The sequence below is a fragment of the Pseudomonas fortuita genome (assembly GCF_026898135.2).
Taxonomy (GTDB): domain Bacteria; phylum Pseudomonadota; class Gammaproteobacteria; order Pseudomonadales; family Pseudomonadaceae; genus Aquipseudomonas; species Aquipseudomonas fortuita.
Genome location: NZ_CP114035.2, coordinates 4,674,193 through 4,697,481 on the forward strand (window position 1 = coordinate 4,674,193; position 23,289 = coordinate 4,697,481).

The window sequence follows — 23,289 nt, forward strand, 5'->3', positions numbered from 1 at the left end:
ATTTTTTTGTCGCCAAATATCACTTTCGCCTAACGGTCGTTTTCTTTATCCGAAATGGTTCTGGAACCACACAAAAGCCTTGTATTCATTGGCTTTCTTGCCTTTTCGCGCGCTTGCCAGCACAAAGTTTCGCTGCCCTTGTTAGACAATATATGTCTTATATGGCTATTTGATATGAAGAAATCTTCTTATCTATCGCGTTGAATGTACTTAGCTGTGTTGTTAAAAACCTGCAACACTATACGCGATAATTTTATCGTCATTTTTTTGGCGAGCAGCAGGATCAATTCCAGGATCAGGGAGATGTACCATGCGCGTTTTGAACCCCATCACCAGTGCATTACTGTTGGCCCTGGCGAGTGCCAACGTACAGGCGATGTCGATCACCGAGGCCGTCCAGAGCGCCGTGGACTACCACCCGCAGGTAAGCTCCAACCGTAACAGCAAGCTGTCGGCCGATGAAGACGTCAAGTTTGCGCGTGGTGGCTACTACCCTTCCGTGGATTTGGTTGCTGGCTATGGCCGCCAGCGTTCGGACAATGCCACCACCCGTGCCGAGGGTAACCACAACAAGGAAACCCTCAACTACACCCAGTCCGAGCTACGCCTGCGGCAGATGATTTTCGACGGTTTCAACACCGCGAACGAAGTGGGCCGCACCGAAGCGGTTTCCACCTCCCGCGCCTACTACACCCAGGCAGTTGCCCAGGATGTCGCCCTGCGTGCGATCGAGGTATACCTGGAAGTGCTCAAGCGCCGTGAGCTGGTAACCCTGGCCAAGAACAACCTGCAAGCCCACCTGCGCGTCAACGACCAGATCGGCCTGCGTAACGAGCGCGGCGTTGGCAGCACCGCCGACCTCGACCAGTCCCGCGCCCGTCGCGCCCTGGCGGAAAACAACCTGGATACCGCCGAAGTGGACCTGGCCGATGCCGAGGCCAACTTCTTCAGCGTGATCGGCCGTGCCCCGGACGAACTGGAAAGCCCGCCGACCATCAAGGGCGAGGTGCCTGAGACCCTCGACGGCGCGCGCGACAGCATGCGCCAGAACAACCCCTACATCAAATCGGCACAGGCTGACGTCAACGCCGCCGAGCAGCAATACGAAGTGGGCAAGTCGACCTTCTACCCGCGCTTCGACGCCATTCTTGCAACCGGTGCCAACAACAACACCGGTGGCGAAAAAGGCCACAACAACAACGATTGGCAGGCCGGCGTAGAGATGAACTACAACCTGTTCCGCGGCGGCAGCGACAAGGCCCGCCTGCAGTCTGACGCGCACAAGATCAACCAGGCCCTGGACATCCGCAACAACGCCCTGCGTGAGCTGACCGAAAACCTGAGCCTGGCGTGGAACGCCATGAACAATGCCAGCAAGCAGCTGCCTACCGCGCGTGAATACGCCGAGACCACCAAGCGCGTGCGCGCCGCTTACCAGGACCAGTTCGGCCTGGGCCAGCGTACCCTGCTGGACGTGCTTGACAGTGAAAACGAGCTGTACAACGCCGACCGCCGTTACACCGAAGTCCGCTACACCGAGGAATTCTCGCGCTACCGCGTGCTGGCGACCATGGGTGAGCTGTTGAGCAAACAGCGTATTTCGCTGCCGCCAGAGGCGCTGGCTACCACGGAAGTGCGTACCGAGGCGCGTCTACCTGAGATGCGTTGATCGGCTTCAAGTTCTGGGGGCCGCTTTGCGGCCCTTTCGCCGGCAAGCCAGCTCCCACAGGTACTGCATAGGCTTCAAACTTTGTGCAGTTGCCTGTGGGAATAAAAGCATGAGCCTTGACACTGTAACTGTGGGAGCTGGCTTGCCGGCGATAGGGCCCTCACGGGCACCTCAACCCTCACCATGGTTACGCTGGAACGTCTCCACCCCCATGGCCCTGATCTGCCCCTCGATCAACGCCTCGAACGGCGCCAGCAGGGCATCGAAGCTGGCAGGTTGCTCCAACGCATTCAAAGCCCCCACCACTGCCTCTATGGTCGATAGCGCCCCCGCCTCCGGCGCCTTGCGCAGCCGATAACGCGAAGGCGCGACTGCCCCCAGCGTCACCCGCGGCAACCCTTCCAGCAGCGGGTTCATGTACAGCAGCTTGCGCGCCTTGCGCCAGGTGCCGTCGGGCACGATCAGCAGCAACGGCGTGTCATCGACCTTGCCATAGGCTGTCAGCACCTGAGCGTCATCGCCCGGGAACAGCAAGGTCGGCCGGTAACCAGGCGTTGCCAGCAATTCACCCAGATCATCGAATACCTCGCCCACCCGCAGCTCGGCGTTGTTCAGGCCAAGGGCAGCAAAGCGCGCAGTGTTCAGGGCATGGGCGGTTTCACTGGGGTGCTGCAGCAGGATGACGCGGGTGCGGCTGTCGAGCGCGGGGATCAGTGGGCAGAGGCAATGGTCGAGCGGGCGCTGGCAGCGCTCGCAGCGGGGTCTGGGCATGGGGTTCTCCTTGGCGGGAACAGTGTGCCACAGAACCGGGGCCCGCTTTGCGGCCCCAGCGATCTCAGCGGTTGAAGCGCTCTGCCAGGCTGTGCAGGTAATCCGCCATGCGCTCCAGGTCCTGGCTGATTTCTGCACCCTGCCTGGCCTGCCCGGCACTCTGGTCACACAGCTGGGCAATTCTCACGATCTGCTGGTTGATGTCCTCGGCCACATGGCTTTGCTGCTCCGACGCCGTCGCCATCTGCTGGCTCATGCCGGTGATGCGGCTGACCGCCTGGGCAATCCCGCTCAACGCCGTCTGCACCGCCTCGACGCTGTGCACGCTGTCCCGCGAGATCTGCTCACCCCGGCTGGCGGTGCTAACCGCCCGTTCCGCGCCCGCGCGCAACGAAGCAATGATGTGGTGAATCTCGTCGGTCGATGCACGGGTACGTTGTGCCAGCGAACGCACTTCATCGGCCACCACGGCAAAACCCCGCCCCTGCTCACCCGCGCGCGCCGCCTCGATGGCAGCGTTGAGCGCCAACAGGTTGGTCTGCTCGGCAATCGAGGTAATCACATCGACCACGCTGCCGATGGACTGGGTCTGCTCGGCCAGGGCATTGACCGCCTGACCGATGTCGTTGACGGCATCGCTCATGCTGCCCATGGCCTTGAGGCTCTGCAGCGCGAGCTCGCTGCCATGCTGCGCCAGTTGGTCGGCATCGCCAGCCGCATGCGCCGTGCTCTGCACGTTGTGAGTGACCTGCTGGATGGTTGCGGCCATCTGCGCAATGGCCGTGGCCGATTGGTCGGTCTCGCTGCGCTGGCGGTCAAGCATCTGCGCCTGGGCATCGGACAAATCTGAGGACTGCGCAGCCCGCGACTTCACCCCGACGCCAGCGTCCACCAGGCGGGTCAGGGCTGTTTGCAAGCGCGCTTCCTCGCTGATGATGGCCAGGTCAAGCTGGCCCTGCAGGCCCGGGTTGTCGCTGTAGGTCAGCGCCACCAGCGGGCTGGTGAAGGCTTTGGGATGCTCGGCCAACGTGCGGCGGATGGCCTGGTTCTGCCGGTGCTCGACGAGGTACCAGGCCAACAGCAGGCTGGCCATCAGCACCCCAAGCGCTGCATAGGCCGGCAGCCACAAGTAACCGCCTGCCGATACCAGACCTGCGGCTATCAACGGCCAGCCATGGGCTAACCCGTGCCCCAGCCGCGCCGCCCAGGGCACAGCTGCGCGGTCGGCCCGCAGGCGCGCATACAGCGCCTCGGCGCGGCGGATCTGCTCACGCGTGGGCACCGAGCGCACCGACTCGTAACCACTGATGCGGCCCTGCTCGTAGATGGCCGTGACGTAAGCGCTGACCCAGTAGTAATCACCATTCTTCGCCCGGTTCTTGACCACCCCCATCCACGGCTTGCCCTGCTTGATCGTGTCCCACATATGCCCGAACACCGATGCAGGCATGTCCGGGTGACGCACCAGGTTGTGCGGTTGGCCGACCAGCTCGTCATAGGTAAATCCGCTGATCGCCACGAAGGCTTCGTTGCAGTAGGTGATGCGGCTGTTGAGGTCAGTCGTGGAAATCAGGCGTTGATCGCTTGAGAAGGTTCTTTCGTGCTCAGTGACGGGCAAATTCATGCGCATCGGGGCGATCCTTGCAGGATGAAATAAGGGGAAAATCATCAGCGCAAGTTGATATGTAGCAGAGCGCTATCAGGTTAGCGGTCAGCTTTTGCCGGAATTTAACGTCGCCCGACGGAATGCATGAATGCGTCGCTGCTCAGCCCACGTTCAACTGGCTTTTCAACAGATCACGGAAGGTCTGGATCAGCGGTTCACGGCTACGCCCACGGCGAATGATCAGCGAGAACGGCGCCTGGTAGCCAAAGGTGGACGGCGACAACACGCGCAAATCCCCCTTGTCGACCCAAGCCTGGGCATAGTGCTCGGGCAAGTACCCGATATAGGCGCCGGACAGGATCAGGATCAACTGCGCTTCCATACTCTCCACCGTCGCCGCGCTGTGCTTGAAGCCATGCCGGGCCAGCTCGGCCTGGCTCCAGTAGCCGCGCCCGACCATGCGCTGCTGCGTCACTACCGGCTCGGGGATGCGCCGTTCGGTATACAACGGGTGGCGGCTGCTGCAATACAGCCAGTGCTGTTCACGGTACAACGGCTGATAGAGCAGGCCGCTCATGCGCGAGGAGAACGCACCGATGGCCAGGTCCAGTCGGTTGTCCTGAACGCCCAGTTGCAGCTCGTAAGGGCTGGACACCGACAGGTGCAGGTGCACCGCCGGGTGCTCCTGGCTGTAGGCGCCGATGGCTTCGGCCAACGGCAAGGCCCGGTCGCCGACCGTGGAGTCGATAACCCCGAGGTTGAGGGTGCCACGCAACTCGCCCTTGAGGGCAGCGGCATACTGCTCGAAGCCATCCAGTTCGGCCAGAAGCCGCAGGGTCTCCTGGTGGAACAGCTCGCCCTTGCTGGTCAGGCTGAAACCGCCACGGCCGCGGTGGCACAGCACGATGCCCAGCGCGCCCTCCAACTGGCTCATGTAGGTGCTGATGGCCGAGGTCGACAGGTTCAACTCGCGCTGGGCGTTGGCGAAGCCCTGGTGGCGCACCACGCTGACAAAGATGCGCAGCAGTTTCAGGTCGGGCAAGGTCGAGGCCATGGTGCAACGGTTCCGCAGGTGTATTTGCGCGCAGTCTAACCGCTCTGCCCGTCTTTAGTTCAGAAATTCCTGAACTAAGTATTTGTCGGTAGCGATTCTTCCCCGGCACTACCTTCAGCAGACTTGGCCGAAATGTCCCTGCCCGCCGGCAAAACCACACGTGAGAGGCGCGCGGCGGCACAGGTTCGAACAAACACAACAATCGACCGACTGATGAGGCCCACCGTGGACAAGACTCTCCACCAACCACTGGGCGGCAACGAAATGCCGCGTTTCGGCGGCATCGCCACCATGCTCCGTCTCCCCCACCTGCAAAGTGCTCAAGGCCTGGATGCTGCCTTCATCGGCGTGCCCCTGGACATCGGTACCTCGCTGCGTTCCGGCACCCGTTTCGGCCCGCGGCAGATCCGCGCCGAGTCGGTGATGATCCGCCCCTACAACATGGCCACCGGGGCCGCACCGTTCGACTCGCTGTCGGTGGCCGACATCGGTGACGTGGCGATCAACACCTTCAACCTGCTGGACGCCGTACGCATCATCGAAGAAGCCTACGACGAAATCGTCGAGCACAATGTCATCCCGATGACCCTGGGCGGCGACCACACCATCACCCTGCCGATCCTGCGGGCGCTGCACAAGAAGCACGGCAAGATCGGGCTGGTGCACATCGACGCCCACGCCGACGTCAACGACCACATGTTCGGCGAGAAGATCGCCCACGGCACCACCTTCCGCCGCGCCGTGGAAGAAGGCCTGCTCGATTGCGACCGTGTGGTACAGATCGGCCTGCGCGCCCAGGGCTACACCGCCGATGACTTCAACTGGAGCCGCCGCCAGGGCTTCCGCGTGGTCCAGGCCGAAGAGTGCTGGCACAAGTCGCTGGAACCGCTGATGGCCGAAGTGCGGGAAAAGGTCGGCGGCGGCCCGGTGTACCTGTCGTTCGACATCGACGGCATCGACCCGGCCTGGGCGCCCGGTACCGGCACCCCGGAAATCGGCGGCTTGACCACCATCCAGGCGATGGAGATCATTCGCGGCTGCCACGGCCTGGACCTGATCGGTTGTGACCTCGTCGAAGTCTCCCCGCCTTACGACACCACCGGCAATACCTCGCTGCTCGGTGCCAACCTGCTGTTCGAGATGCTCTGCGTGCTTCCGGGCGTCGTGCGTCGTTAACACCGCTACACCCCGGCAGGAGCCATGAGGGAGGGCCACAGAGGCCCGCCAACAACACGACAAGACCGCCGGCGGCCGTGGCCGCCCGCGTGGTCGATCTCGCCATAATAAAGATAATCGGGAGAACCCCAATGGCCTTGGACATCATTGTTGTAATGATCTACACCGCCGGCATGCTCGGGCTTGGCTGGTACGGCATGCGACGTGCAAAAACCCATGAAGACTACCTGGTAGCCGGGCGCAACCTGGGCCCTGTGCTGTACATGGGCACCATGGCCACCACCGTGCTTGGTGGTGCTTCTACCGTGGGCACCGTGCGCCTGGGCTACGTCCATGGCATCTCCGGCTTCTGGCTATGCGCGGCCCTTGGCCTGGGCATCATCGCCATCAACCTGTTCCTGGCCAAACCGCTGCTGCGCCTGCGCATCTTCACCGTGACCCAGGTGCTTGAGCAACGCTACAACCCGACCGCACGCCAGGCCAGCGCCGTGATCATGCTGGCCTATGCGCTGATGATCGGCGTCACCTCGACACTGGCCATGGCCACCGTATTGCAGGTGCTGCTGGACCTGCCCTTCTGGGCTTCGCTGCTGCTCGGCGGCGGTGTGGTGGTGCTGTACTCCACCATTGGCGGCATGTGGTCGCTGACCCTTACCGACATCGTCCAGTTCGTGATCAAGACAGTCGGCCTGATGTTCATCCTGTTGCCCGTGTGCCTGTACAAGGCAGGTGGCTGGGACACCTTGGTGGCCAAGTTGCCAGCGGCCAGCTTCCAGCTGACCACCATTGGCTGGGACACCATCATCACCTACTTCCTGATCTACTTCTTCGGCATCCTCATTGGCCAGGACATCTGGCAGCGGGTGTTCACTGCGCGTGACGAAAAGGTTTGCCAGCGTGCCGGTACCGTCGCCGGTGTGTACTGTGTGGTGTACGGCCTGGCCTGCGCCGCCATCGGCATGGCCGCGCATGTGCTGATGCCCGACCTGGCCAACCCGAACAATGCCTTTGCCGAGATGATCAAGAGCACCCTGCCCGATGGCATCCGTGGCTTGCTGATGGCCGCGGCCCTGGCGGCCATGATGTCCACCGCCAGCGCCGGCCTGCTGGCGGCCTCGACCACTGTGACCGAGGACCTGCTGCCCAAGCTGCGTGGCGGCAAGCAGTCGAGCCTGGGCATGAGCCGCCTGTTCACCCTGCTCACCGGCCTGGTGGTGCTGGGCATCGCGCTGATGGTGAACGATGTGATCAACGCGCTGACCCTGGCCTACAACCTGCTGGTCGGCGGCATGCTGATCCCGCTGATCGGGGCGATCTTCTGGAAGCGTGCAACCACCGCTGGCGCGATTGCCAGCATGTCGCTGGGCTTTGCCACCGCGCTGCTGTTCATGTTCAAAGACGGGCTGGAGGCCAATACGCCGATCTACTACAGCCTGGCGATCGGCTTGGTGAGCTTTGTGGCGGTTAGCCTGATGTCTCGCAAAACAGTCGGTGCGGTGAATCTGGCCTGACATTAGCCTCAAGCCCTATCGCCGGCAGGGATAACACTAAACTCCAAGACACAAAAAAGGCCGCAGCACCCACCCAGGTGCTGCGGCCTTTGTCTTATATCAGCGGCGACGCGGCTGGCGTTTGCGCTGCTCTTCATCAGTCGGGATCGGCACCGGCTGCAAGGGTGGTGGAATCAGCCCCAGGGCGACCGCCAGGTCGTGGAGCCAGTTGGACAGTGGTTTATTCATAATGCCCCCTTGACGGGTCAGCCTCACGGCGAATCAATCCTGGGATGGTTCATACAGATCATAGCCTGATGTCCTGTACTACGCATGCCTATGCTCTTACAGATAAGGGCCATTTTGACGCGGATCAAGCCCTGGCGCCGCATTCCGACGACTGGTTAATCGTTTCGCTTTGTTGCAGGTCGATCCATGCCTGCAGATTCGCCCCACGCATGCCCTGACGCCACATCAGCCAGGTGACCGCCTGATCGAACGGCTGCTGCAGCCGGTGCACCCTCACCCGGTCACGCCCAGGCAGGCTGTCGAGCATCGATTGGGCCATCATCGCCACGCCTGCGCCCGCGATCACGCAGGCCAGCATGCTCTGGTACGACTCGATCTCCATCACCCGGCCCATGGGCGTGTGGGCATGGGCATACCACGCCTCCAGACGCATGCGGTAAGAACAGCCCTGGCGGAAAGTGAACACCGCCTTGCCCGCCACATCCCTGGCGGTTTGCACCGCCGGGTGCTCGGGGCTGGTGATCAGCACCAGTTGTTCCTCGCACAACGGCACGCCATCCAGCCCGGCCAGGTTCGGCGGGCCATCCACCAGGGCAGCGTCCAGGGTGTGGCCAAGCAGGCCCTCCAGCAGCTCGCCGCTGGGCGCTGCGCGCACCTGCAGGTTTACTGCGGGGTAGGCCTGGTGATAACGCGCCAGCAAAGCTGGCAGGTGGGTGGCAGCCGTGCTGTACATGGTCCCCAGCACGAAGTCGCCGGCCGGCTCGCCGCCGCGTACAGCGGCCAGCGCCTCGTCGCGCAAGGCCGACAGGCGGTTGGCGTACTCCAGCAGCACCTTGCCCGCCGGCGACAGCTGCAGCCGTTGGCGCTCGCGCAGGAACAACTCGACACCCAGTTGCTCCTCAAGCTGGCGAAGGCGCGTGGACAGGTTGGACGGCACCCGATGCAGGCGCTCTGCAGCACGGGTGACTGAGCCTTCCTCGGCCACAGCCTGAAAGATACGCAGCTGGCTGAATTCCACAGCATTCTCCAAAACAGAACAACTTGATCATCATTATTCAATTTTATTGAAAATGAAACCACCCTAACCTGCCAGTCATCGCTTAATTCCACGCAGGAGACCTGTCATGTCGCCACTCACTCAACTGTTGGCCAGCGCCGTGGCGTTGATGATGGCCATGGGCATCGGCCGTTTCGCCCTCACACCGCAACTGCCGCACCTGATCGCCGAAGGCCAGTTCGATCTGACGGTCGCCGGGCTGGTCGCGGCCGCCAACTACCTGGGCTATTTCATTGGCGCGGTGGACGCCATGTTCGCTCGCACACCCGGCCAGGTGCGCCTGCGCCTGCACGGCGGGCTGTGGCTGTGCGTACTGCTGACCCTGGCCTCATGGGCCGCCGACGGTTTCTGGAGCCACCTGCTGCTGCGCTTTGGCACCGGCGTGGCCAGTGCCTGGGTGCTGGTGATGATCACCAGCCTCAGCCAGCAGGTAGCCAACGCCCACAACCGCCAACGGCGGGGTGCCTTGGTGTTTGCAGGCCCCGGCCTGGGCATTGCCCTGACCGGGCTGTTGGCACTGCTGGCGCATCTGCTGGGGCTGGGTTCGGCAGCACTGTGGTTGATCTACGCCGTGGCTGCGCTGGTGATGCTGCTGGCAGTACGGCCTTGGCTGCCACGCGCTCTGCAAGCTGCCCCCACTCCCTCGCCAGCGCACCCGGGCCCGGCCCGCAGCGCCGGCATTGGCCGCCTGGCGCTGGTATATACGCTGTACGGCGTGGGTTACATCCTGCCGGCCACTTTCCTGTCGCAAATGGCCAACCAGCAGTTCCGCGGGCAGTGGATGGCCGACCTGTTCTGGCCGGCGTTTGGCCTGGCGGCAGCGCTGGGGGTGGTGCTGGTGAGCTTGCGCCGTAACGGGCGCACCTCGGTCTGGCTGACCGCCACCCTGTGGTTGCAAGGGCTGGGCGTACTGGCCTGCCTGGTGGGCGGCGGGATCGGTTTGGCGCTGGGTGTGGTGCTGTGTGGCGGGCCGTTCCTGGCCTGCATGCAATTGGTGATGCAACGCTCGCGGGAGCTGGCCCCGCATGCCACACAGCGCAATGCCGGGCTGCTGACTGCGTGCTTTGCCCTGGGGCAGTTGAGCGGGCCGTTGCTGGCGGCGGTCAGCAGCCATTACAGCGGCGGCCTGCAGCCGGCGTTGATGCTGGCGGCGATGGGGCTGGGGCTGGCGGGCGTGCTGGTGATCTCCAGCGGGCAGCGTATCCAAGGTTGCCAGGCGGCAACCCGCTCAGCCTGATTAATTGGTTTTGCCTGTACCGGCCCTATCGCCGGCACAGGCAACCTTCAACCCACCAGCTTGCGCAATTGTTGCTTCACCCAAGGCTCGGCACTCACCAGAACCACGCCCAGCAACACCAACAGCGCGCCGATCACGAAATTGACGCTTAGCGGCTCGTCCAGCAGCAGCACCCCAAAGGTCACCCCGAACAGCGGTGTAATGAACGAAAACACCGCCAGGTTGGACGCCAGGTACTTGCGCAGCAACCAGAACCAGGTCAGGTAGCTGATGAACGACACCACAATGCCCTGGAACAGCACACTGCCCATCGCCAAGGGTGTCAGCGATACAGCGCCGATCTGCCCGCTAAGCAAGGCAATCAGCAACAGGCCTGTAAACCCCACCGCCAGCTGATAGAACAAGGTCAAGGTAGCCGGTGCTTCCGACAGCCGCGAGCAGCGCACCACGACTGTAGTAGCGCCCCAGGCCAGCCCGGCGATCACGCCAAAGGCATCACCCAGCAGCATGCGTCCATCCATTTCCTCGAACGACATGCCGCCAGCAAACGCCATGGCAATGCCACCGAAGGCCAACAGAATGCCCAGCCACTGCAACAACCGCAGGCGCTCGCTGGGCAGCCGAAAGTGCAGGCCCAACGCGGTAAAAACCGGCGCGGTGTAGAGGAACACGGACATGTGCGCCGCCGACGTCAGCTTCAGGCCCTCGGCAATGAACAGGAATTCCACGCCAAATAACCCGCCCGCGAGCAACCCGGCCCGCCAGGTGATGCCAACCTGCTCCCAGCCACCGCGCCAGCACAGCATCAGCGCCACCAGCACAGCGGCAATGCCATTGCGCAGCGCAGCCTGCATCACCGGCGCAATGTCGACCGCGGCGGTCTTGATCAGCACCTGCTGGCAACCCCAGATCAGGCACAGCCCCAGCATCACCTGAAAGGCAAAGGCGTCTGGGTTCTTGCGGACCGCGCTCATAGGCGGGCCTCAGGGGTGTTCGCAGGCATGGGCATAGGCTCGGCAGTCTTCAGAAGCTACCGATTATCGGGCTTCCCTACCCGCTGTTGCCAGCCTCAAAACGACCTCAAGCGATCTGCGCCTTCGAAGACACCTGTTCGAAGGTGGCTTCATCCAGCGCATCCGCCTGTTCGTCCAGCACCTGGCGCGGGTGTTCGAAGCCCGGGATGCTGCTGTCGATCAGGCTCAGCAAGCGTAAACCACGCTCGGTCAGCACAAAGTTTTCGCCATTGCCGCCCTCTTCTTCAGGCCGGCTTTCGATGAAGCCACGCTCGAACAGCAGCTTTTCATACTCACAAGCGTGGGTTTTAAGGTGATCCAGATCCCCCACCGGCTCACCCTTGGCGGCCTGGGCCGCGGCGTGCTGTTCGGCATAGGGGCGTGGCGTAAAGCTATGACCGGCGCCGTTCTGCACTTCGTGCAGCAAACGTTCGATCAGGTCCCAATCGTAAGCGATGCTCATGGCTACGGGCTCCTGCTGTGGACGGAAGGGGTACACAGGTTGGGACCTGCCGACGCAAGCGGTGTTCCGAAAGATGAAGGCTGGATGGATGCCACGGTCTGAAGCCGCGTAGGTAGCAATAGACAGAAACCATTTGCTGCCTCGCCTGGTGTAGTTTATAAACTACATTCACTCGATGAAGAAAATCGAATCCAGCAGTTTCAGGCATTGGGTGACCGGACTACGGGACTTAAGCGCCAGAGCCCGAATCATTTCTCGGATCAACCGGTTGATGGAGGGTCTGCCGGGCGACGGATCTCCGGTAGGCCATGGCGTGAGTGAGCTCAAAATTCACTATGGTCCCGGCTATCGGGTGTACTTCCATCAGACGGGCAGCACCTTCGTCATTCTGCTCTGTGGCGGCGACAAAAGCAGTCAAAAGCGAGACATCAAGGTTGCCCACCAGATTCTGCGTTCGTGGAGGATGCAAAATGACTGAAACCTTCTCTGAATTCGATCCTGCCGCGTACCTCACTACACCTGAAGCAATCGCGCAGTTCATGACCGATGCACTTGAAACCGGCGATGCCAGCTATGTCGCTAAAGCTGTCGGCGTGGTTGCACGTGCCAAGGGCATGAGCGAACTGGCGAAAGAGACGGGGCTGTCCCGAGAGCAGCTTTACAGGTCATTCAGCGAGCATGGCAACCCCACGCTGAAGTCGTTTCTGACCGTGATGAAGGCATTGGGAATAGACATGACGGCGCGGCCTCACCTCGCTGGCTGACAACGCATCTGCGCCATCGGTCGCCAAGGTTGAACTTGCTTGCCGCCGCATCGTTCCACCGCGCATAGCCACCGCTAGAGGTAAAAAGGATGAAACCGCTGCTGCCGATTACCTGCGTCATTGTCCTGTCCTGCGCCCTGCCCGCCTGGGCCTGCACACCGGAAGAAGCCACGCAGAAACGTGAAGAGCTGGCCGGGTTGGTTACCCAGTTGACCCAGCAGAACCCGCAGAAGGCGAAGGAGATCAACGACGAGCTTCAAGGGATGGATCTAGGAACGGCGAGCAAGGACTTGCCCGACAAGTGTCAGCTGATAGACCAGCGGATCAAGGAACTGAAAACGGCGGAGAAGAAGGCCGATTGATTGACGGGTTGCCTTCGATAGCTCCATCGCCGGCAAGCCAGCTCCCACAGGTCCGCTGAATTCAGCGTCTGTGGTTTCCCTGTGGGAGCTGGCTGGCCGGCAATAGAGCCTTGATCGCTACTTATTCAGCAGCAGGCTTGCGCTTTTTCAGCGGCGCCAGGCCGTCAGCGCTGGCCAGCGGTGCGTTGGCCCGCGGTTTGGCGGTTGGCTTGCGCTTGGCGGCAGCTTTCTTGTCGCCGGTTTTCTTATCAACTTTCTTCTTCTTGGCGCCAACAGCCTTGCCCGAGGCCTTGACCTTCTTCGGCCCGCTGTAGGTGCCTTTCACTTCCTTGATGACACGGCGCTCGAACTGCTGCTTGAGGTAGCGTTCGATGCTCGACATCAGGTTCCAGTCGTTGTGGGTAATCAACGAGATCGCCAGGCCTTCGCCACCGGCACGGCCGGTACGGCCCACGCGGTGCACGTACTCGTCACCGCTACGAGGCATGTCGAAGTTGATCACCAGGTCCAAGCCGTCGATGTCCAGGCCGCGAGCCGCCACGTCGGTAGCCACCAGCACCTTGGAGCTGCCCTGCTTGAAGCGCTCGATGGCCAGCTTGCGGTCTTTCTGGTCCTTTTCGCCGTGCAGCACGAAAGCCTTCACGTCCTTGGCCACCAGGTGACCGTAGATACGGTCGGCCATGGCGCGGGTGTTGGTGAAGATGATCGCCTTGTCGAAGGTTTCGTTGGCCAGCAGCCACTGCACGATGTGCTCTTTGTGCTGGTCGTGGTCGGCGGTGATGATCTGCTGGCGGGTGCCCTCGGCCAGCTGCGAGACGCTGTTGAGCATCAGGTGCTCAGGGTCTTTCAGCACCTTGCCGATGATGTCGCGCAGGGCCGCGCCACCGGTGGTGGCGGAGAACAGCAGGGTCTGTTCGCGGTTTTCGCACTCCTTGCACAGTCGCTCCATGTCTTCGGCAAAGCCCATGTCCAGCATGCGGTCGGCTTCGTCGAGGATAAGCACCTGCACGTGGGACAGGTCAAGGTTGCCGGCGTTGAGCTGCTCAAGCAGGCGACCCGGGGTGCCGATCAGCACGTCCGGCACCTTGCGCAGCATGGCGGCCTGTTCCTTGAAGTCCTCGCCGCCGGTAACCAGGCCCGCCTTGATATAGGTGAACTGCGAGAACAGCTCAACCTGCTTCAAGGTTTGCTGGGCCAGCTCGCGGGTCGGCAGCAGGATCAGCGCACGGATCTCGACGCGCCCGCCTTTCAGGTCAACCAGGCGATTGAGCAGCGGCAGCACGAAGGCCGCCGTTTTGCCACTGCCGGTCTGCGCGGTCACGCGCAGGTCGCGCCCTTGCAGGGCCAGGGGGATGGCCGCGGCCTGCACCGGGGTTGGCTCGACAAATTTAAGCTCGGCCACGGCTTTAAGCAGGCGTTCATGCAGGGCGAATTGGGAGAACACGGAGGTAACCTCAGGCAAGTGCGGGAAATTCAGTTGCATAGGGTAACGTTTTCTGCCGCCTTAGCCGAATTTCTTTTGGCAACTTTGTCGCCATCCGCGCTCTAATGGCCCTTCGTTTCGCAACAAGACTGTACGCAAGCCCATGGATATACAACGAATCTGGCGTGACTCCCTCGACCTGTGGGGCACCCTCGACCAACACCCGATGCTGCACGCCGCCATTGGCCTGGCGGTGCTGCTGCTGATTTCCCTCATCCTCGGCCGCCTGGCGCGCTTCCTGATGCTGCATGGCGCCCGTCTGCTGGCCCGCCAGCCCGCGCTGAAATGGCTGGATGACCTGCGCCACAACAAAGTGTTCCACCGCCTGGCGCAAACCACGCCGTCGCTGGTGATCCAGTTCGGCCTGAAGCTGGTGCCGGAGCTGTCCGACACTGCCCAGCACTTCCTCGGCAACGTGGCCCTGGCCTTTACCCTGCTGTTCATGACCATGGCGCTGTCGTGCCTGCTGGATGCCCTGCTCGACATCTACGCCCGCACCGAACACGCCCGCACCCGCTCGATCAAGGGCTATGTGCAACTGGCCAAGATGATGCTGTGGATCTTCGCCTCCATCGTCATCGTCGCCACCTTGATCGACCGCTCGCCGTTGCTGCTGCTGTCGGGCCTGGGTGCCATGTCGGCGGTGCTGCTGTTGGTGTACAAGGACACCCTGCTGTCGTTCGTCGCCAGCGTGCAACTCACCAGCAACGACATGCTGCACGTGGGTGACTGGATCGAAATGCCGCAGGTGGGTGCCGATGGCGACGTGGTGGACATTACCCTGCACACGGTGAAGGTGCAGAATTTCGACAAGACGATTGTCTCCATCCCCACCTGGCGCCTGATGAGCGAGTCGTTCCGCAACTACCGCGGCATGCAGCAGTCTGGGGGCCGGCGCATCAAGCGCAGCCTGTTCATCGATGCGGCCGGGGTGCGTTTCCTCACCCGGGAAGAGGAGCAGCGACTGAGCCAGGTGCAGTTGCTGGGCGACTACCTGGCCGGCAAACGCCAAGAGCTGCAGAACTGGAACGAGGCCCTGGGGCCTGTAGCCGAGCTGGCTGCCAACCGCCGCAAGCTGACCAACATCGGCACCTTCCGCGCCTTTGCCCTGGCCTACCTGAAAAACCACCCCAACGTGCACCCGAACATGACCTGCATGGTGCGGCAGATGCAGACCACGGCCGAAGGCGTGCCGCTGGAGATCTACTGCTTCACCACTACCACGGTGTGGGCGGATTACGAGCGGATCCAGGGGGATATCTTCGACTACCTGCTGGCGGTGTTGCCGGAGTTCGGGTTGAGCCTGTATCAGCAGCCCAGTGGCAATGACATGCGGGTGGGGCTGAGTGGGCGTGCGGCGCAAGAGCCTGTGTCGCGTCGGCTGGAAGAGATGAGCGAGGCTTGAGATTGCCGGGGCTGCTTTGCAGCCCTTTCGCGACACAAGGCCGCTCCTACAATGACCGCGTAAATGCTGATTCTGTGGGAGCGGGTTCACCCGCGAATGGGCCAGTAGCTACCCCGCATAACCTAGCAGGTACAACAGCCCGGTCAAGGTCACCAGCGACGCCACGGTCGACAACAGGATCGTCCGCGAAATCAGCCCCGCCTCGCGGTTGTAATACTCCGCCAGCATGAACGGCCCCGTGCCGGTCGGCAGCGCTGCCAGCAGCACCGCCGAAGCCGCCCACATGCTCGGCAGGCTGAATACCTTGTATGCCAGCACCCAGGTCAGCGCCGGCTGCCCCACCAGCTTCAAGCCCACCAATGGCCACGGGCTGGCTTGCGCACCCGCGCGCTTTTCTGCCAGGAATGCACCCAGCGATACCAACGCGCACGGCGTGGTGGCCAACGCCAGCATGTCCAGAAAATGCAGCACCGGCTCGGCCAGCCCCAACCCGCTCATGGCCCAGCCAGCCCCCGCCAGCGGCGAAATCACCAGCGGGTTCTTCGCCAATGCCTTGCCAACGACCACCACGGCGCGACCGATATGCCGCTCCGCTTGTAGCCCGACCTCGATCAGCGTCAGCGAAATGGCGAACACCAGGCACACCACGATCAACGATGAAATCAGCGCCGGCTGCAAGCCCGCCTGGCCGAACAGCAGCAGGCACAACGGGATGCCTATGTAACCGGTGTTGGCATACCCCGCACTCAGCCCGTCGATGCTCGACGCCACCAGGCCATGGCCGCTGTTCAGGCGCCACAACAGCGTGGCCACGAACATGGCCAGGGCGCCCGTGCCAAAGGCCGCGATGAACCCCGGATGCCAGATCTCGCTCCAGGTGGCAGTGGCCGTCACCTTGAACAGCAACGCCGGCAGGCACAGCCACACCACCATCTTGTTGATTTCGGCGGCGGCCTTGTCACCCAGCTTGTTGGTCTTGCGGCACAGATAGCCGACGAGGATCAGGGCGAAGATCGGCGCAACAATCACGAAGATGGTGTGCATGTCAGGCCTTGCCGGCCAGCGGTGCCTGCGCGCGTGCGCCCAACCGGCTCAGCCACACGGACGCCAGGATGATCGCACCGCCGATGAACAGCCGCCCCAGCGGCTCGTGCTGGTTCCAGATCAGCAGGTTCAGCAGCAACCCCACCGGCACATGCAGGTTGTTCATGACCGCCAGCGTGCCGCCAGAAACCATGCACGCGCCCTTGTTCCACCAGTACAGGCCCAGCGCCGTCGGGCACAGGCCCAGGAACAACAGCACCAGCCATTGCACATCGGTACTCGGCAGGTGCTGGGCATTGCCGAACAGCAGGAAGGCCGGCAGCACCACCAGCAAGGCGCCCAGGTAGAAGTAGCCAAAACGCGCGTAGTGCGGCAGGTCACTGGGGTTGCGCGCGACCAGGTGGCGGTACAGCACCTGGCCGGCGGCATAGGTGAAGTTGGCCAGTTGCAGCAGCAGGAACCCGATGAAAAACTCGCCGCTGATGCTGTCGAAGCGGATCACCGCGGCACCGGCTACCGCCACCAGCGCCGCCAGCAGTGCCCATGGGTTGAAACGCCGGTTCATGGCGTCTTCGATCAGCGTCACGTGCAACGGCGTGAGGATGGTGAACAGCAGCACCTCCGGCACCGTGAGTACGCGGAAGCTCAGGTACAGGCAGACGTAGGTGATGCCGTACTGCAGTGCGCCGATCAGCAGCATCGAGCGCATGAAACGCGGTTCGACCTGGCGCCAGCGGGTCAGCGGCAGGAACACCAGGCCGGCCAGCAGCACCCGTGCGAGCACGGCGAAGTAGCTGTCGACGTGCCCGGCCAGGTACTCGCCGATCAGGCTGAAGGAAAACGCCTGGATCAGCGCGACGATTATCAGGTAGCCCATGGTTGCCTCTCGTAATCAAGGCCGCGACCTTAGCGGGTTGCGCCGAATGAGTTCAACCATTCAGGTGCCTGTCATGGTTTTTTTGTTAGGGCATAAATCGAGCGCCGCCCGCGCGGCGCATCGCGAGCACTACAAAGCTCAGTAGAGTCACAAAAAAAGCCCGGCCATTGGCCGGGCAGTACACCCAAAGGAGCAAAAACAGGTGTCAGGGTTGGGAATTCAGTAAACCTCAGGCCACTGCCGCCAGCCTGGCCTTGGCCTGGTTGACGCCTTTCTCGTGGAATTCGCCACTCATGTTCAGGCCTTCGGCATGGATGAAGTCGACATCATGAATGCCAATGAACGCCATCACCTGGCGCAGGTACGGTTCCTGATGGTCGCTGGTGGCGCCCGCATGGATACCGCCACGGGCAGTCAGGACCACGGCGCGCTTGCCGGTCAGCAGGCCCTGCGGGCCGGTGGGGGTGTACTTGAAGGTGATGCCGGCACGCAACACGTGGTCCAGCCAGGCCTTGAGGGTGCTGGGGATGGTGAAGTTGTACATGGGCGCAGCCATCACCAGCACGTCGGAGGCCAGCAATTCATCAGTCAATTCATTGGAACGGGCCAGGGCCTCAAGTTCGGCGGCGCTGCGCTGTTCTTCCGGCTTCATCCACCCACCCAGCAGGTTGGCGTCCAGGTGCGGCACCGGGTTCACGGCCAGGTCACGCACAGTAATCTGATCAGCCGGGTGAGCGGCCTGCCATTGCTGGATGAAATCACGGGTCAGCTGACGGGAAACGGAATCCTGCTGGCGGGCGCTGCTTTCGATGATCAGTACGCGGGACATGGGTGCCTCCATCGGCGAAAAGGGTGCGATTCGATGGAGGTGAGATTAAGGCTTGACCTATCGATAAAAAAGCGTAAAAAGTGGGTTCAATCAATCGATTAATCAGTTTATTCCGGGCTGCAGTTCACGGCGATCCGTAGTTTGATGATCTGCCTGTTGAATTTGGCAGTGACATCCACGCTTTTACCGGCCGGCACGTTCACCCGGCGTACCCGCGGTGCCTCCGGGCCATTGCGGAAGGTCACCTTGCACGCCGCCGGCACTTGCCCATAGTTGTTGAGGGTAATGGCGCCGATGTCGTAGGCCGTGTCATAGGCGGTGTAGTCCAGCTTGACCCCGGTCAGTTCCTTTTCCACATCGATGGGATAGGCCATGGCCCCGAGGGGCAGGCACATCAGTATTGCCGCACAATATTTCTTCATGGGCCGCTCTCCTTGAAAGAGCGCAGCTTAGGACAACAGGAGCGAAAGATGAAAGCGCCGCGCGTAACCCTTGACCAGTGGCGAACCCTGCAAGCAGTGGTCGATCACGGCGGGTTTGCCCAGGCCGCCGAGGCACTGCACCGCTCGCAGTCCTCGGTCAGCTACACCGTGGCCCGCATGCAGGAACAACTGGGTGTGCCGCTGCTGCGCATCGACGGCCGCAAGGCGGTGCTCACCGAGGCGGGCAACGTGTTGTTGCGTCGCTCTCGCCACCTGGTCAAGCAGGCCAGCCAGCTCGAAGACCTCGCCCACCATATGGAACAAGGCTGGGAAGCCGAGGTGCGCCTGGTGGTCGATGCCGCCTACCCCAGTGCCCGCCTGGTACGTGCCCTGGCCGCGTTCATGCCGCAAAGCCGCGGCTGCCGGGTGCGCCTGCGTGAAGAGGTGTTGTCGGGCGTAGAGGAAGTGATGCACGAAGGCATCGCCGACCTGGCCATCAGCAGCTACAGCATTGGCGGCTACCTGGGCGCCGAGCTGAGCGCGGTGGAGTTCGTCGCCGTCGCCCACCCTGAACACAGCCTTCACCGGCTGGGCAGGGAACTCACCTTCCAGGACCTGGAAAGCCAGCTACAGGTGGTCATCCGCGACTCCGGCCGCGCGCAGCCACGCGACGTTGGCTGGCTGGGTGCAGAGCAGCGCTGGACGGTCGGCAGCCTGGGCACCGCCTCCACCTTTGTCAGCAGCGGCCTGGGCTTTGCCTGGCTGCCCCGACACATGATCGAGCGCGAACTGCGCGAAGGTGTGCTCAAACCATTGCCGCTGGATCAGGGTGGCAGCCGCCACCCACTGTTCTACCTTTATTCGAGCAAAGAGAAGACCCTGGGCCCGGCCACGCAGATTCTCATCGAGCTGCTGCGCAACTTCGACACCGCGCCACTGGACGTGCCCTTCGCAGCCCCCCCGCAAGCCTGAGAGGACCGCGCCCATGGCCTATTTCGAACACGAAGGATGCGCACTGCATTACGAGGAATATGGCCAGGGCGACCCGTTGGTGTTGCTGCACGGCCTGGGCTCCAGCTGCCAGGACTGGGAGTTGCAGGTGCCGGTGCTCAGCCGGCATTACCGGGTGATCCTCATGGACATCCGCGGCCACGGTCGCTCCGACAAACCGCGCGACGGCTACCACATAGCCACCTTCAGTGCCGACCTGCTGGCCCTGCTCGAACACCTGCACACGGGGCCCGTGCACTTCGTCGGCCTGTCGATGGGGGGTATGGTCGGCTTCCAGTTTGCCGTCGACCACCCGCAATGGCTGCGCAGCCTGTGCATCGTCAACAGCGCCCCCGAAGTCAAGCGCCGTACCCGCAGCGACTGGCTGTGGTGGCTCAAGCGCTGGGGCCTGGCACGCCTCCTCAGTGTCGAAACTGTCGGCAAGGGCCTGGCCGAACGACTGTTCCCCAAGCCTCACCAGGCTGCCCTGCGGCAGAAGATGGCCCAACGCTGGGCGCGTAACGACAAGCGCGCCTACCTCAAGAGCTTCGACGCCATCGTCGACTGGGGCGTGCAGGAACGCATCGGCCGTATTCACTGTCCCAGTCTGGTCATCGCTGCCGACCACGATTACACCCCGATACAACTGAAACAGCGTTACGTTGCCTTGATGCCCAACGCCAGGCTGGTGGTCATCGACGATTCGCGGCACGCTACGCCCCTCGATCAACCCGAGGTCTTCAACCAGACCCTGCTGCAGTTCCTCGCAGCCGCTTCCACCTCTCAAGGATCTTTGAGCCCATGCTGAAAAAACTCCTGCTCACCGCCTGCTCGGTCGCCTTCGCCACCAGCGTCATGGCTTCCGACAAGACCCCGCACGTCATGCTGGACACCAGCTTCGGCCAGGTCGAAATCGAGCTGAACGCCGAGAAGGCGCCGATCAGTACCAAGAACTTCCTCGAGTACGTCGACAGCGGCTTCTACAACAACACCATTTTCCACCGAGTGATCCCCGGCTTCATGGTCCAGGGCGGCGGCTTTACTGACCAGATGGTACAGAAGAACACCAAGGACCCGATCAAGAACGAGGCCAGCAATGGCCTGCTGAACACCCGCGGCACCCTGTCGATGGCGCGCACCTCCAACCCGAACTCCGCCACCAGCCAGTTCTTCATCAACGTAGCCGACAACGATTTCCTTAACCCGGGGCGCGACGCCGGGTACGCCGTGTTCGGCAAGGTGACCAAGGGTATGGACGTGGTCGACCAGATCGTCAACTCGCAAACCACCACCAAAAAAGGCATGCGTGATGTACCGGCCGACCCGGTCTACATCAAGTCGGCCAAACGCATCGACTGACCGCAGGCTGCACAGGGACGTGCAACCGCCTGAGGGCCGGATGGAACAGGAGTGTCGTTACCCATGCTGTACCGTCGTTTTGAACAACTGATCGATATCTTTCGCGAAGCCCCCAGTGAATCGCCACCCACCACCGTGTGGCCGTTTGGCCGTTCTACCTGTATTACCTGCGCCAGGTGTGGCCCAGCTTCCTTGCCCTGCTGGTGGTCGGCCTGTTCGCCTCGCTGATTGAGGTGGCGATGTTCAGCTACCTCAGCCGCATCATCGACCTGGCCCAAGGTACGCCAAATGCCAGCTTCTTCAGCGAGCACAGCGGTGAACTGATCTGGATGCTGGTGGTGATCCTGCTGCTGCGGCCGTTGTTTTTTGGCCTGCACGACCTGCTGGTACATCAGACCATCAACCCCGGCATGACCAGCCTGATCCGCTGGCAAAACCACACTTATGTGCTCAAGCAGAGCCTGAATTTCTTCCAGAGCGACTTCGCCGGGCGCATTGCCCAGCGCATCATGCAGACCGGCAACTCGCTGCGTGATTCTGCCGTGCAGGCGGTGGACGCGTTGTGGCATGTGCTGATCTATGCGATCACCTCGCTGGTGCTGTTTGCTGAAGCCGATTGGCGCCTGATGCTGCCGCTGCTGGTCTGGATCGCTGGCTACATCGCCGCGCTGTTCTACTTCGTGCCACGGGTCAAGGAACGTTCGGTGATCTCCTCCGACGCCCGCTCCAAGCTGATGGGGCGGATCGTCGACGGCTACACCAACATCGCGACGCTGAAGCTGTTCGCCCACACCGACTACGAGCAGCAGTACGCACGTGAGGCGATCCGCGAGCAAACCGAAAAAACCCAGCTGGCCTCGCGGGTAATTACCAGCATGGACGTGGTCATCACCACACTCAACGGCCTGCTGGTGGTTGCCACCACAGGCCTGGCGCTGTGGCTGTGGAGCCAGTCACTGATCACCGTTGGCGCCATCGCCCTGGCCACCGGCCTGGTGATCCGCATCGTCAACATGTCAGGCTGGATCATGTGGGTGGTCAACGGCATCTTCGAGAACATCGGCATGGTCCAGGACGGCCTGCAGACCATTGCCCAGCCGGTTACCGTCACCGACCCGCCCAACGCGCCGGCGCTCAAGGTCAGCCGCGGCGCGGTGCATTTCGATGATGTCGACTTCCACTATGGCAAGGCTGCCAATGTGATCGAAGGGCTCGACCTGAACATTCGCCCGGGCGAAAAAATCGGCCTGATCGGCCCGTCCGGCGCGGGCAAGTCGACGTTGGTCAACCTGCTGTTGCGCCTGTATGACGTGCAGGGCGGGCGCATCCTCATCGATGGCCAGGACATTGCCAAGGTGAGCCAGGCCAGCCTGCGCGCACAAATCGGCATGATCACCCAGGACACCTCGTTGCTGCACCGCTCGATCCGCGACAACCTGCTGTACGGCCGCCCCGATGCCAGCGAGGCGCAGTTGCACGAAGCGGTACGCCGCGCCCGCGCCGACGAGTTCATCCCGCAACTGTCGGACGCCCAGGGGCGCACCGGTTTCGATGCCCATGTGGGTGAGCGCGGGGTCAAGTTGTCGGGCGGCCAACGCCAGCGTATCGCCATCGCCCGGGTGCTGTTGAAGAATGCACCGATCCTGATCATGGACGAAGCCACTTCGGCGCTGGACTCGGAGGTGGAGGCCGCCATTCAGGAGAGCCTGGAGACGCTGATGCAGGGCAAGACGGTGATTGCCATTGCCCACCGGCTGTCGACCATTGCCCGGATGGACCGCCTGGTGGTGCTGGACAAGGGCCGGATTGTCGAAAGTGGCAGCCATGCGCAGTTGCTAGAGCAACAAGGGTTGTATGCCCGGTTATGGCACCACCAGACCGGGGGCTTTGTCGGGGCCGACTGATCTGCGCTACGGCGCGCTTCTTGTAGGAGCGGCCTTGTGCCGCGAAAGGGCTGCGCAGCAGCCCC

The 23,289-nt window shown here is 62.4% G+C and carries 23 protein-coding genes and 1 pseudogene; 12 read left to right on the forward strand and 12 right to left on the reverse strand.

Features of this window, described 5'->3' with window-relative positions:
* The first annotated feature begins 310 nt into the window (after window positions 1-310).
* Window positions 311-1,669, forward strand: a complete 1,359-nt coding sequence (locus OZ911_RS21365) for a TolC family outer membrane protein (RefSeq protein ID WP_016488532.1) — start codon at window positions 311-313, stop codon at window positions 1,667-1,669.
* Window positions 1,670-1,840: 171 nt separating this feature from the next.
* Here OZ911_RS21365 and OZ911_RS21370 read toward each other — a convergent pair whose 3' ends face one another.
* From OZ911_RS21370 to OZ911_RS21380, 3 genes are all read right to left on the reverse strand, one after another.
* Window positions 1,841-2,440: a tRNA-uridine aminocarboxypropyltransferase gene (locus OZ911_RS21370; RefSeq protein ID WP_070086854.1), complete on the reverse strand. Its 600-nt coding sequence runs from the start codon at window positions 2,438-2,440 to the stop codon at window positions 1,841-1,843.
* A 64-nt stretch (window positions 2,441-2,504) separates the two neighbouring features.
* Complete coding sequence (locus tag OZ911_RS21375; protein ID WP_070086855.1) at window positions 2,505-4,070, reverse strand: methyl-accepting chemotaxis protein; 1,566 nt, start codon at window positions 4,068-4,070, stop codon at window positions 2,505-2,507.
* Window positions 4,071-4,206: 136 nt separating this feature from the next.
* A complete protein-coding gene (locus OZ911_RS21380) occupies window positions 4,207-5,100 on the reverse strand; it encodes a LysR family transcriptional regulator (protein WP_016488535.1) in 894 nt (297 codons plus the stop codon).
* A gap of 225 nt (window positions 5,101-5,325) precedes the next feature.
* Between OZ911_RS21380 and speB the strand changes: the two genes are divergently transcribed.
* Together speB and OZ911_RS21390 are read left to right on the forward strand one after the other, a co-directional pair.
* Window positions 5,326-6,276, forward strand: a complete 951-nt coding sequence (gene speB / locus OZ911_RS21385) for an agmatinase (RefSeq protein WP_016498452.1) — start codon at window positions 5,326-5,328, stop codon at window positions 6,274-6,276.
* A 131-nt stretch (window positions 6,277-6,407) separates the two neighbouring features.
* A complete protein-coding gene (locus tag OZ911_RS21390; RefSeq protein WP_016488537.1) occupies window positions 6,408-7,787 on the forward strand; it encodes a sodium:solute symporter family protein in 1,380 nt (459 codons plus the stop codon).
* 99 nt (window positions 7,788-7,886) lie between these two features.
* Here the strand turns inward: OZ911_RS21390 and OZ911_RS21395 are convergent, their stop codons facing one another.
* Both OZ911_RS21395 and ptrR read right to left on the reverse strand, forming a co-directional pair.
* Window positions 7,887-8,015, reverse strand: coding sequence for a PA1414 family protein (locus tag OZ911_RS21395; RefSeq protein ID WP_009683677.1), 129 nt, complete (start codon window positions 8,013-8,015; stop codon window positions 7,887-7,889).
* 124 nt (window positions 8,016-8,139) lie between these two features.
* Entirely contained in the window at window positions 8,140-9,033 is an 894-nt protein-coding gene (ptrR, locus tag OZ911_RS21400) for a putrescine utilization regulator PtrR (RefSeq protein ID WP_016488538.1), read from the reverse strand.
* Between the two features lie 106 nt (window positions 9,034-9,139).
* Between ptrR and OZ911_RS21405 the strand changes: the two genes are divergently transcribed.
* Window positions 9,140-10,309, forward strand: a complete 1,170-nt coding sequence (locus OZ911_RS21405; RefSeq protein ID WP_070086856.1) for an MFS transporter — start codon at window positions 9,140-9,142, stop codon at window positions 10,307-10,309.
* A gap of 47 nt (window positions 10,310-10,356) precedes the next feature.
* On the opposite strand, the gene OZ911_RS21410 is transcribed toward OZ911_RS21405, so the two are convergent.
* On the reverse strand, window positions 10,357-11,283 hold the full coding sequence (locus OZ911_RS21410) for a DMT family transporter (protein WP_023047766.1): 927 nt from the start codon (window positions 11,281-11,283) through the stop codon (window positions 10,357-10,359).
* Window positions 11,284-11,389: 106 nt separating this feature from the next.
* Entirely contained in the window at window positions 11,390-11,785 is a 396-nt protein-coding gene (locus OZ911_RS21415) for a hypothetical protein (protein ID WP_016498447.1), read from the reverse strand.
* Window positions 11,786-11,960: 175 nt separating this feature from the next.
* Here OZ911_RS21415 and OZ911_RS21420 point away from each other — a divergent pair, with 175 nt between their 5' ends.
* The 3 genes from OZ911_RS21420 (at window position 11,961) to OZ911_RS21430 (ending at window position 12,911) form a co-directional block, all read left to right on the forward strand.
* On the forward strand, window positions 11,961-12,263 hold the full coding sequence (locus OZ911_RS21420) for a type II toxin-antitoxin system RelE/ParE family toxin (protein ID WP_023047767.1): 303 nt from the start codon (window positions 11,961-11,963) through the stop codon (window positions 12,261-12,263).
* Window positions 12,256-12,549 (forward strand): addiction module antidote protein, encoded by a 294-nt coding sequence (locus OZ911_RS21425; protein WP_016488543.1) that lies wholly within the window; start codon window positions 12,256-12,258, stop codon window positions 12,547-12,549. Before OZ911_RS21420 ends, OZ911_RS21425 begins: the two co-directional genes overlap by 8 nt.
* 89 nt (window positions 12,550-12,638) lie before the next feature.
* Window positions 12,639-12,911, forward strand: coding sequence for a hypothetical protein (locus OZ911_RS21430; protein WP_016488544.1), 273 nt, complete (start codon window positions 12,639-12,641; stop codon window positions 12,909-12,911).
* A gap of 121 nt (window positions 12,912-13,032) precedes the next feature.
* Here OZ911_RS21430 and OZ911_RS21435 read toward each other — a convergent pair whose 3' ends face one another.
* Window positions 13,033-14,394: a DEAD/DEAH box helicase gene (locus tag OZ911_RS21435; RefSeq protein WP_023047768.1), complete on the reverse strand. Its 1,362-nt coding sequence runs from the start codon at window positions 14,392-14,394 to the stop codon at window positions 13,033-13,035.
* Window positions 14,395-14,497: 103 nt separating this feature from the next.
* Between OZ911_RS21435 and OZ911_RS21440 the strand changes: the two genes are divergently transcribed.
* Window positions 14,498-15,799, forward strand: a complete 1,302-nt coding sequence (locus OZ911_RS21440) for a mechanosensitive ion channel family protein (RefSeq protein ID WP_016488546.1) — start codon at window positions 14,498-14,500, stop codon at window positions 15,797-15,799.
* Window positions 15,800-15,907: 108 nt separating this feature from the next.
* On the opposite strand, the gene OZ911_RS21445 is transcribed toward OZ911_RS21440, so the two are convergent.
* From OZ911_RS21445 to OZ911_RS21460, 4 genes are all read right to left on the reverse strand, one after another.
* Window positions 15,908-16,843: an AEC family transporter gene (locus tag OZ911_RS21445; protein ID WP_023047769.1), complete on the reverse strand. Its 936-nt coding sequence runs from the start codon at window positions 16,841-16,843 to the stop codon at window positions 15,908-15,910.
* Window position 16,844: 1 nt separating this feature from the next.
* Window positions 16,845-17,720 carry a carboxylate/amino acid/amine transporter gene (locus tag OZ911_RS21450; protein ID WP_016488548.1) on the reverse strand — a complete coding sequence of 292 codons (876 nt, stop codon included), beginning with the start codon at window positions 17,718-17,720 and terminating at the stop codon, window positions 16,845-16,847.
* 229 nt (window positions 17,721-17,949) lie between these two features.
* Complete coding sequence (locus tag OZ911_RS21455) at window positions 17,950-18,549, reverse strand: FMN-dependent NADH-azoreductase (RefSeq protein ID WP_023047770.1); 600 nt, start codon at window positions 18,547-18,549, stop codon at window positions 17,950-17,952.
* Window positions 18,550-18,656: 107 nt separating this feature from the next.
* Entirely contained in the window at window positions 18,657-18,971 is a 315-nt protein-coding gene (locus OZ911_RS21460; protein ID WP_031311949.1) for a hypothetical protein, read from the reverse strand.
* 48 nt (window positions 18,972-19,019) lie between these two features.
* Between OZ911_RS21460 and OZ911_RS21465 the strand changes: the two genes are divergently transcribed.
* From OZ911_RS21465 to OZ911_RS21480, 4 genes and pseudogenes are all read left to right on the forward strand, one after another.
* Window positions 19,020-19,943: a LysR family transcriptional regulator gene (locus tag OZ911_RS21465; RefSeq protein WP_016488550.1), complete on the forward strand. Its 924-nt coding sequence runs from the start codon at window positions 19,020-19,022 to the stop codon at window positions 19,941-19,943.
* Between the two features lie 13 nt (window positions 19,944-19,956).
* Window positions 19,957-20,769 carry an alpha/beta fold hydrolase gene (locus OZ911_RS21470; RefSeq protein ID WP_016488551.1) on the forward strand — a complete coding sequence of 271 codons (813 nt, stop codon included), beginning with the start codon at window positions 19,957-19,959 and terminating at the stop codon, window positions 20,767-20,769.
* A complete protein-coding gene (locus tag OZ911_RS21475) occupies window positions 20,763-21,320 on the forward strand; it encodes a peptidylprolyl isomerase A (RefSeq protein ID WP_016488552.1) in 558 nt (185 codons plus the stop codon). The genes OZ911_RS21470 and OZ911_RS21475 overlap by 7 nt, the downstream gene beginning before the upstream one ends.
* A 63-nt stretch (window positions 21,321-21,383) precedes the next feature.
* Window positions 21,384-23,224 (forward strand): annotated as a pseudogene (locus OZ911_RS21480) (ABC transporter ATP-binding protein).
* Window positions 23,225-23,289 lie beyond the last annotated feature (65 nt).

Excerpts from the sequence above, each read along its gene's own strand:
- OZ911_RS21420 (WP_023047767.1), top strand. The coding sequence starts at position 11,961 with ATGAAGAAAATCGAATCCAGCAGTTTCAGGCATTGGGTGACCGGACTA.
- OZ911_RS21405 (WP_070086856.1), top strand. The coding sequence starts at position 9,140 with ATGTCGCCACTCACTCAACTGTTGGCCAGCGCCGTGGCGTTGATGATG.
- OZ911_RS21390 (WP_016488537.1), top strand. The coding sequence starts at position 6,408 with ATGGCCTTGGACATCATTGTTGTAATGATCTACACCGCCGGCATGCTC.
- OZ911_RS21410 (WP_023047766.1), bottom strand. The coding sequence starts at position 11,283 with ATGAGCGCGGTCCGCAAGAACCCAGACGCCTTTGCCTTTCAGGTGATG.
- OZ911_RS21470 (WP_016488551.1), top strand. The coding sequence starts at position 19,957 with ATGGCCTATTTCGAACACGAAGGATGCGCACTGCATTACGAGGAATAT.
- OZ911_RS21475 (WP_016488552.1), top strand. The coding sequence starts at position 20,763 with ATGCTGAAAAAACTCCTGCTCACCGCCTGCTCGGTCGCCTTCGCCACC.
- OZ911_RS21465 (WP_016488550.1), top strand. The coding sequence starts at position 19,020 with ATGAAAGCGCCGCGCGTAACCCTTGACCAGTGGCGAACCCTGCAAGCA.
- OZ911_RS21430 (WP_016488544.1), top strand. The coding sequence starts at position 12,639 with ATGAAACCGCTGCTGCCGATTACCTGCGTCATTGTCCTGTCCTGCGCC.
- OZ911_RS21425 (WP_016488543.1), top strand. The coding sequence starts at position 12,256 with ATGACTGAAACCTTCTCTGAATTCGATCCTGCCGCGTACCTCACTACA.
- OZ911_RS21380 (WP_016488535.1), bottom strand. The coding sequence starts at position 5,100 with ATGGCCTCGACCTTGCCCGACCTGAAACTGCTGCGCATCTTTGTCAGC.
- OZ911_RS21440 (WP_016488546.1), top strand. The coding sequence starts at position 14,498 with ATGGATATACAACGAATCTGGCGTGACTCCCTCGACCTGTGGGGCACC.
- OZ911_RS21450 (WP_016488548.1), bottom strand. The coding sequence starts at position 17,720 with ATGGGCTACCTGATAATCGTCGCGCTGATCCAGGCGTTTTCCTTCAGC.
- OZ911_RS21455 (WP_023047770.1), bottom strand. The coding sequence starts at position 18,549 with ATGTCCCGCGTACTGATCATCGAAAGCAGCGCCCGCCAGCAGGATTCC.
- OZ911_RS21445 (WP_023047769.1), bottom strand. The coding sequence starts at position 16,843 with ATGCACACCATCTTCGTGATTGTTGCGCCGATCTTCGCCCTGATCCTC.
- OZ911_RS21395 (WP_009683677.1), bottom strand. The coding sequence starts at position 8,015 with ATGAATAAACCACTGTCCAACTGGCTCCACGACCTGGCGGTCGCCCTG.
- OZ911_RS21415 (WP_016498447.1), bottom strand. The coding sequence starts at position 11,785 with ATGAGCATCGCTTACGATTGGGACCTGATCGAACGTTTGCTGCACGAA.
- OZ911_RS21460 (WP_031311949.1), bottom strand. The coding sequence starts at position 18,971 with ATGAAGAAATATTGTGCGGCAATACTGATGTGCCTGCCCCTCGGGGCC.
- OZ911_RS21435 (WP_023047768.1), bottom strand. The coding sequence starts at position 14,394 with ATGCAACTGAATTTCCCGCACTTGCCTGAGGTTACCTCCGTGTTCTCC.
- OZ911_RS21375 (WP_070086855.1), bottom strand. The coding sequence starts at position 4,070 with ATGCGCATGAATTTGCCCGTCACTGAGCACGAAAGAACCTTCTCAAGC.
- OZ911_RS21365 (WP_016488532.1), top strand. The coding sequence starts at position 311 with ATGCGCGTTTTGAACCCCATCACCAGTGCATTACTGTTGGCCCTGGCG.
- OZ911_RS21370 (WP_070086854.1), bottom strand. The coding sequence starts at position 2,440 with ATGCCCAGACCCCGCTGCGAGCGCTGCCAGCGCCCGCTCGACCATTGC.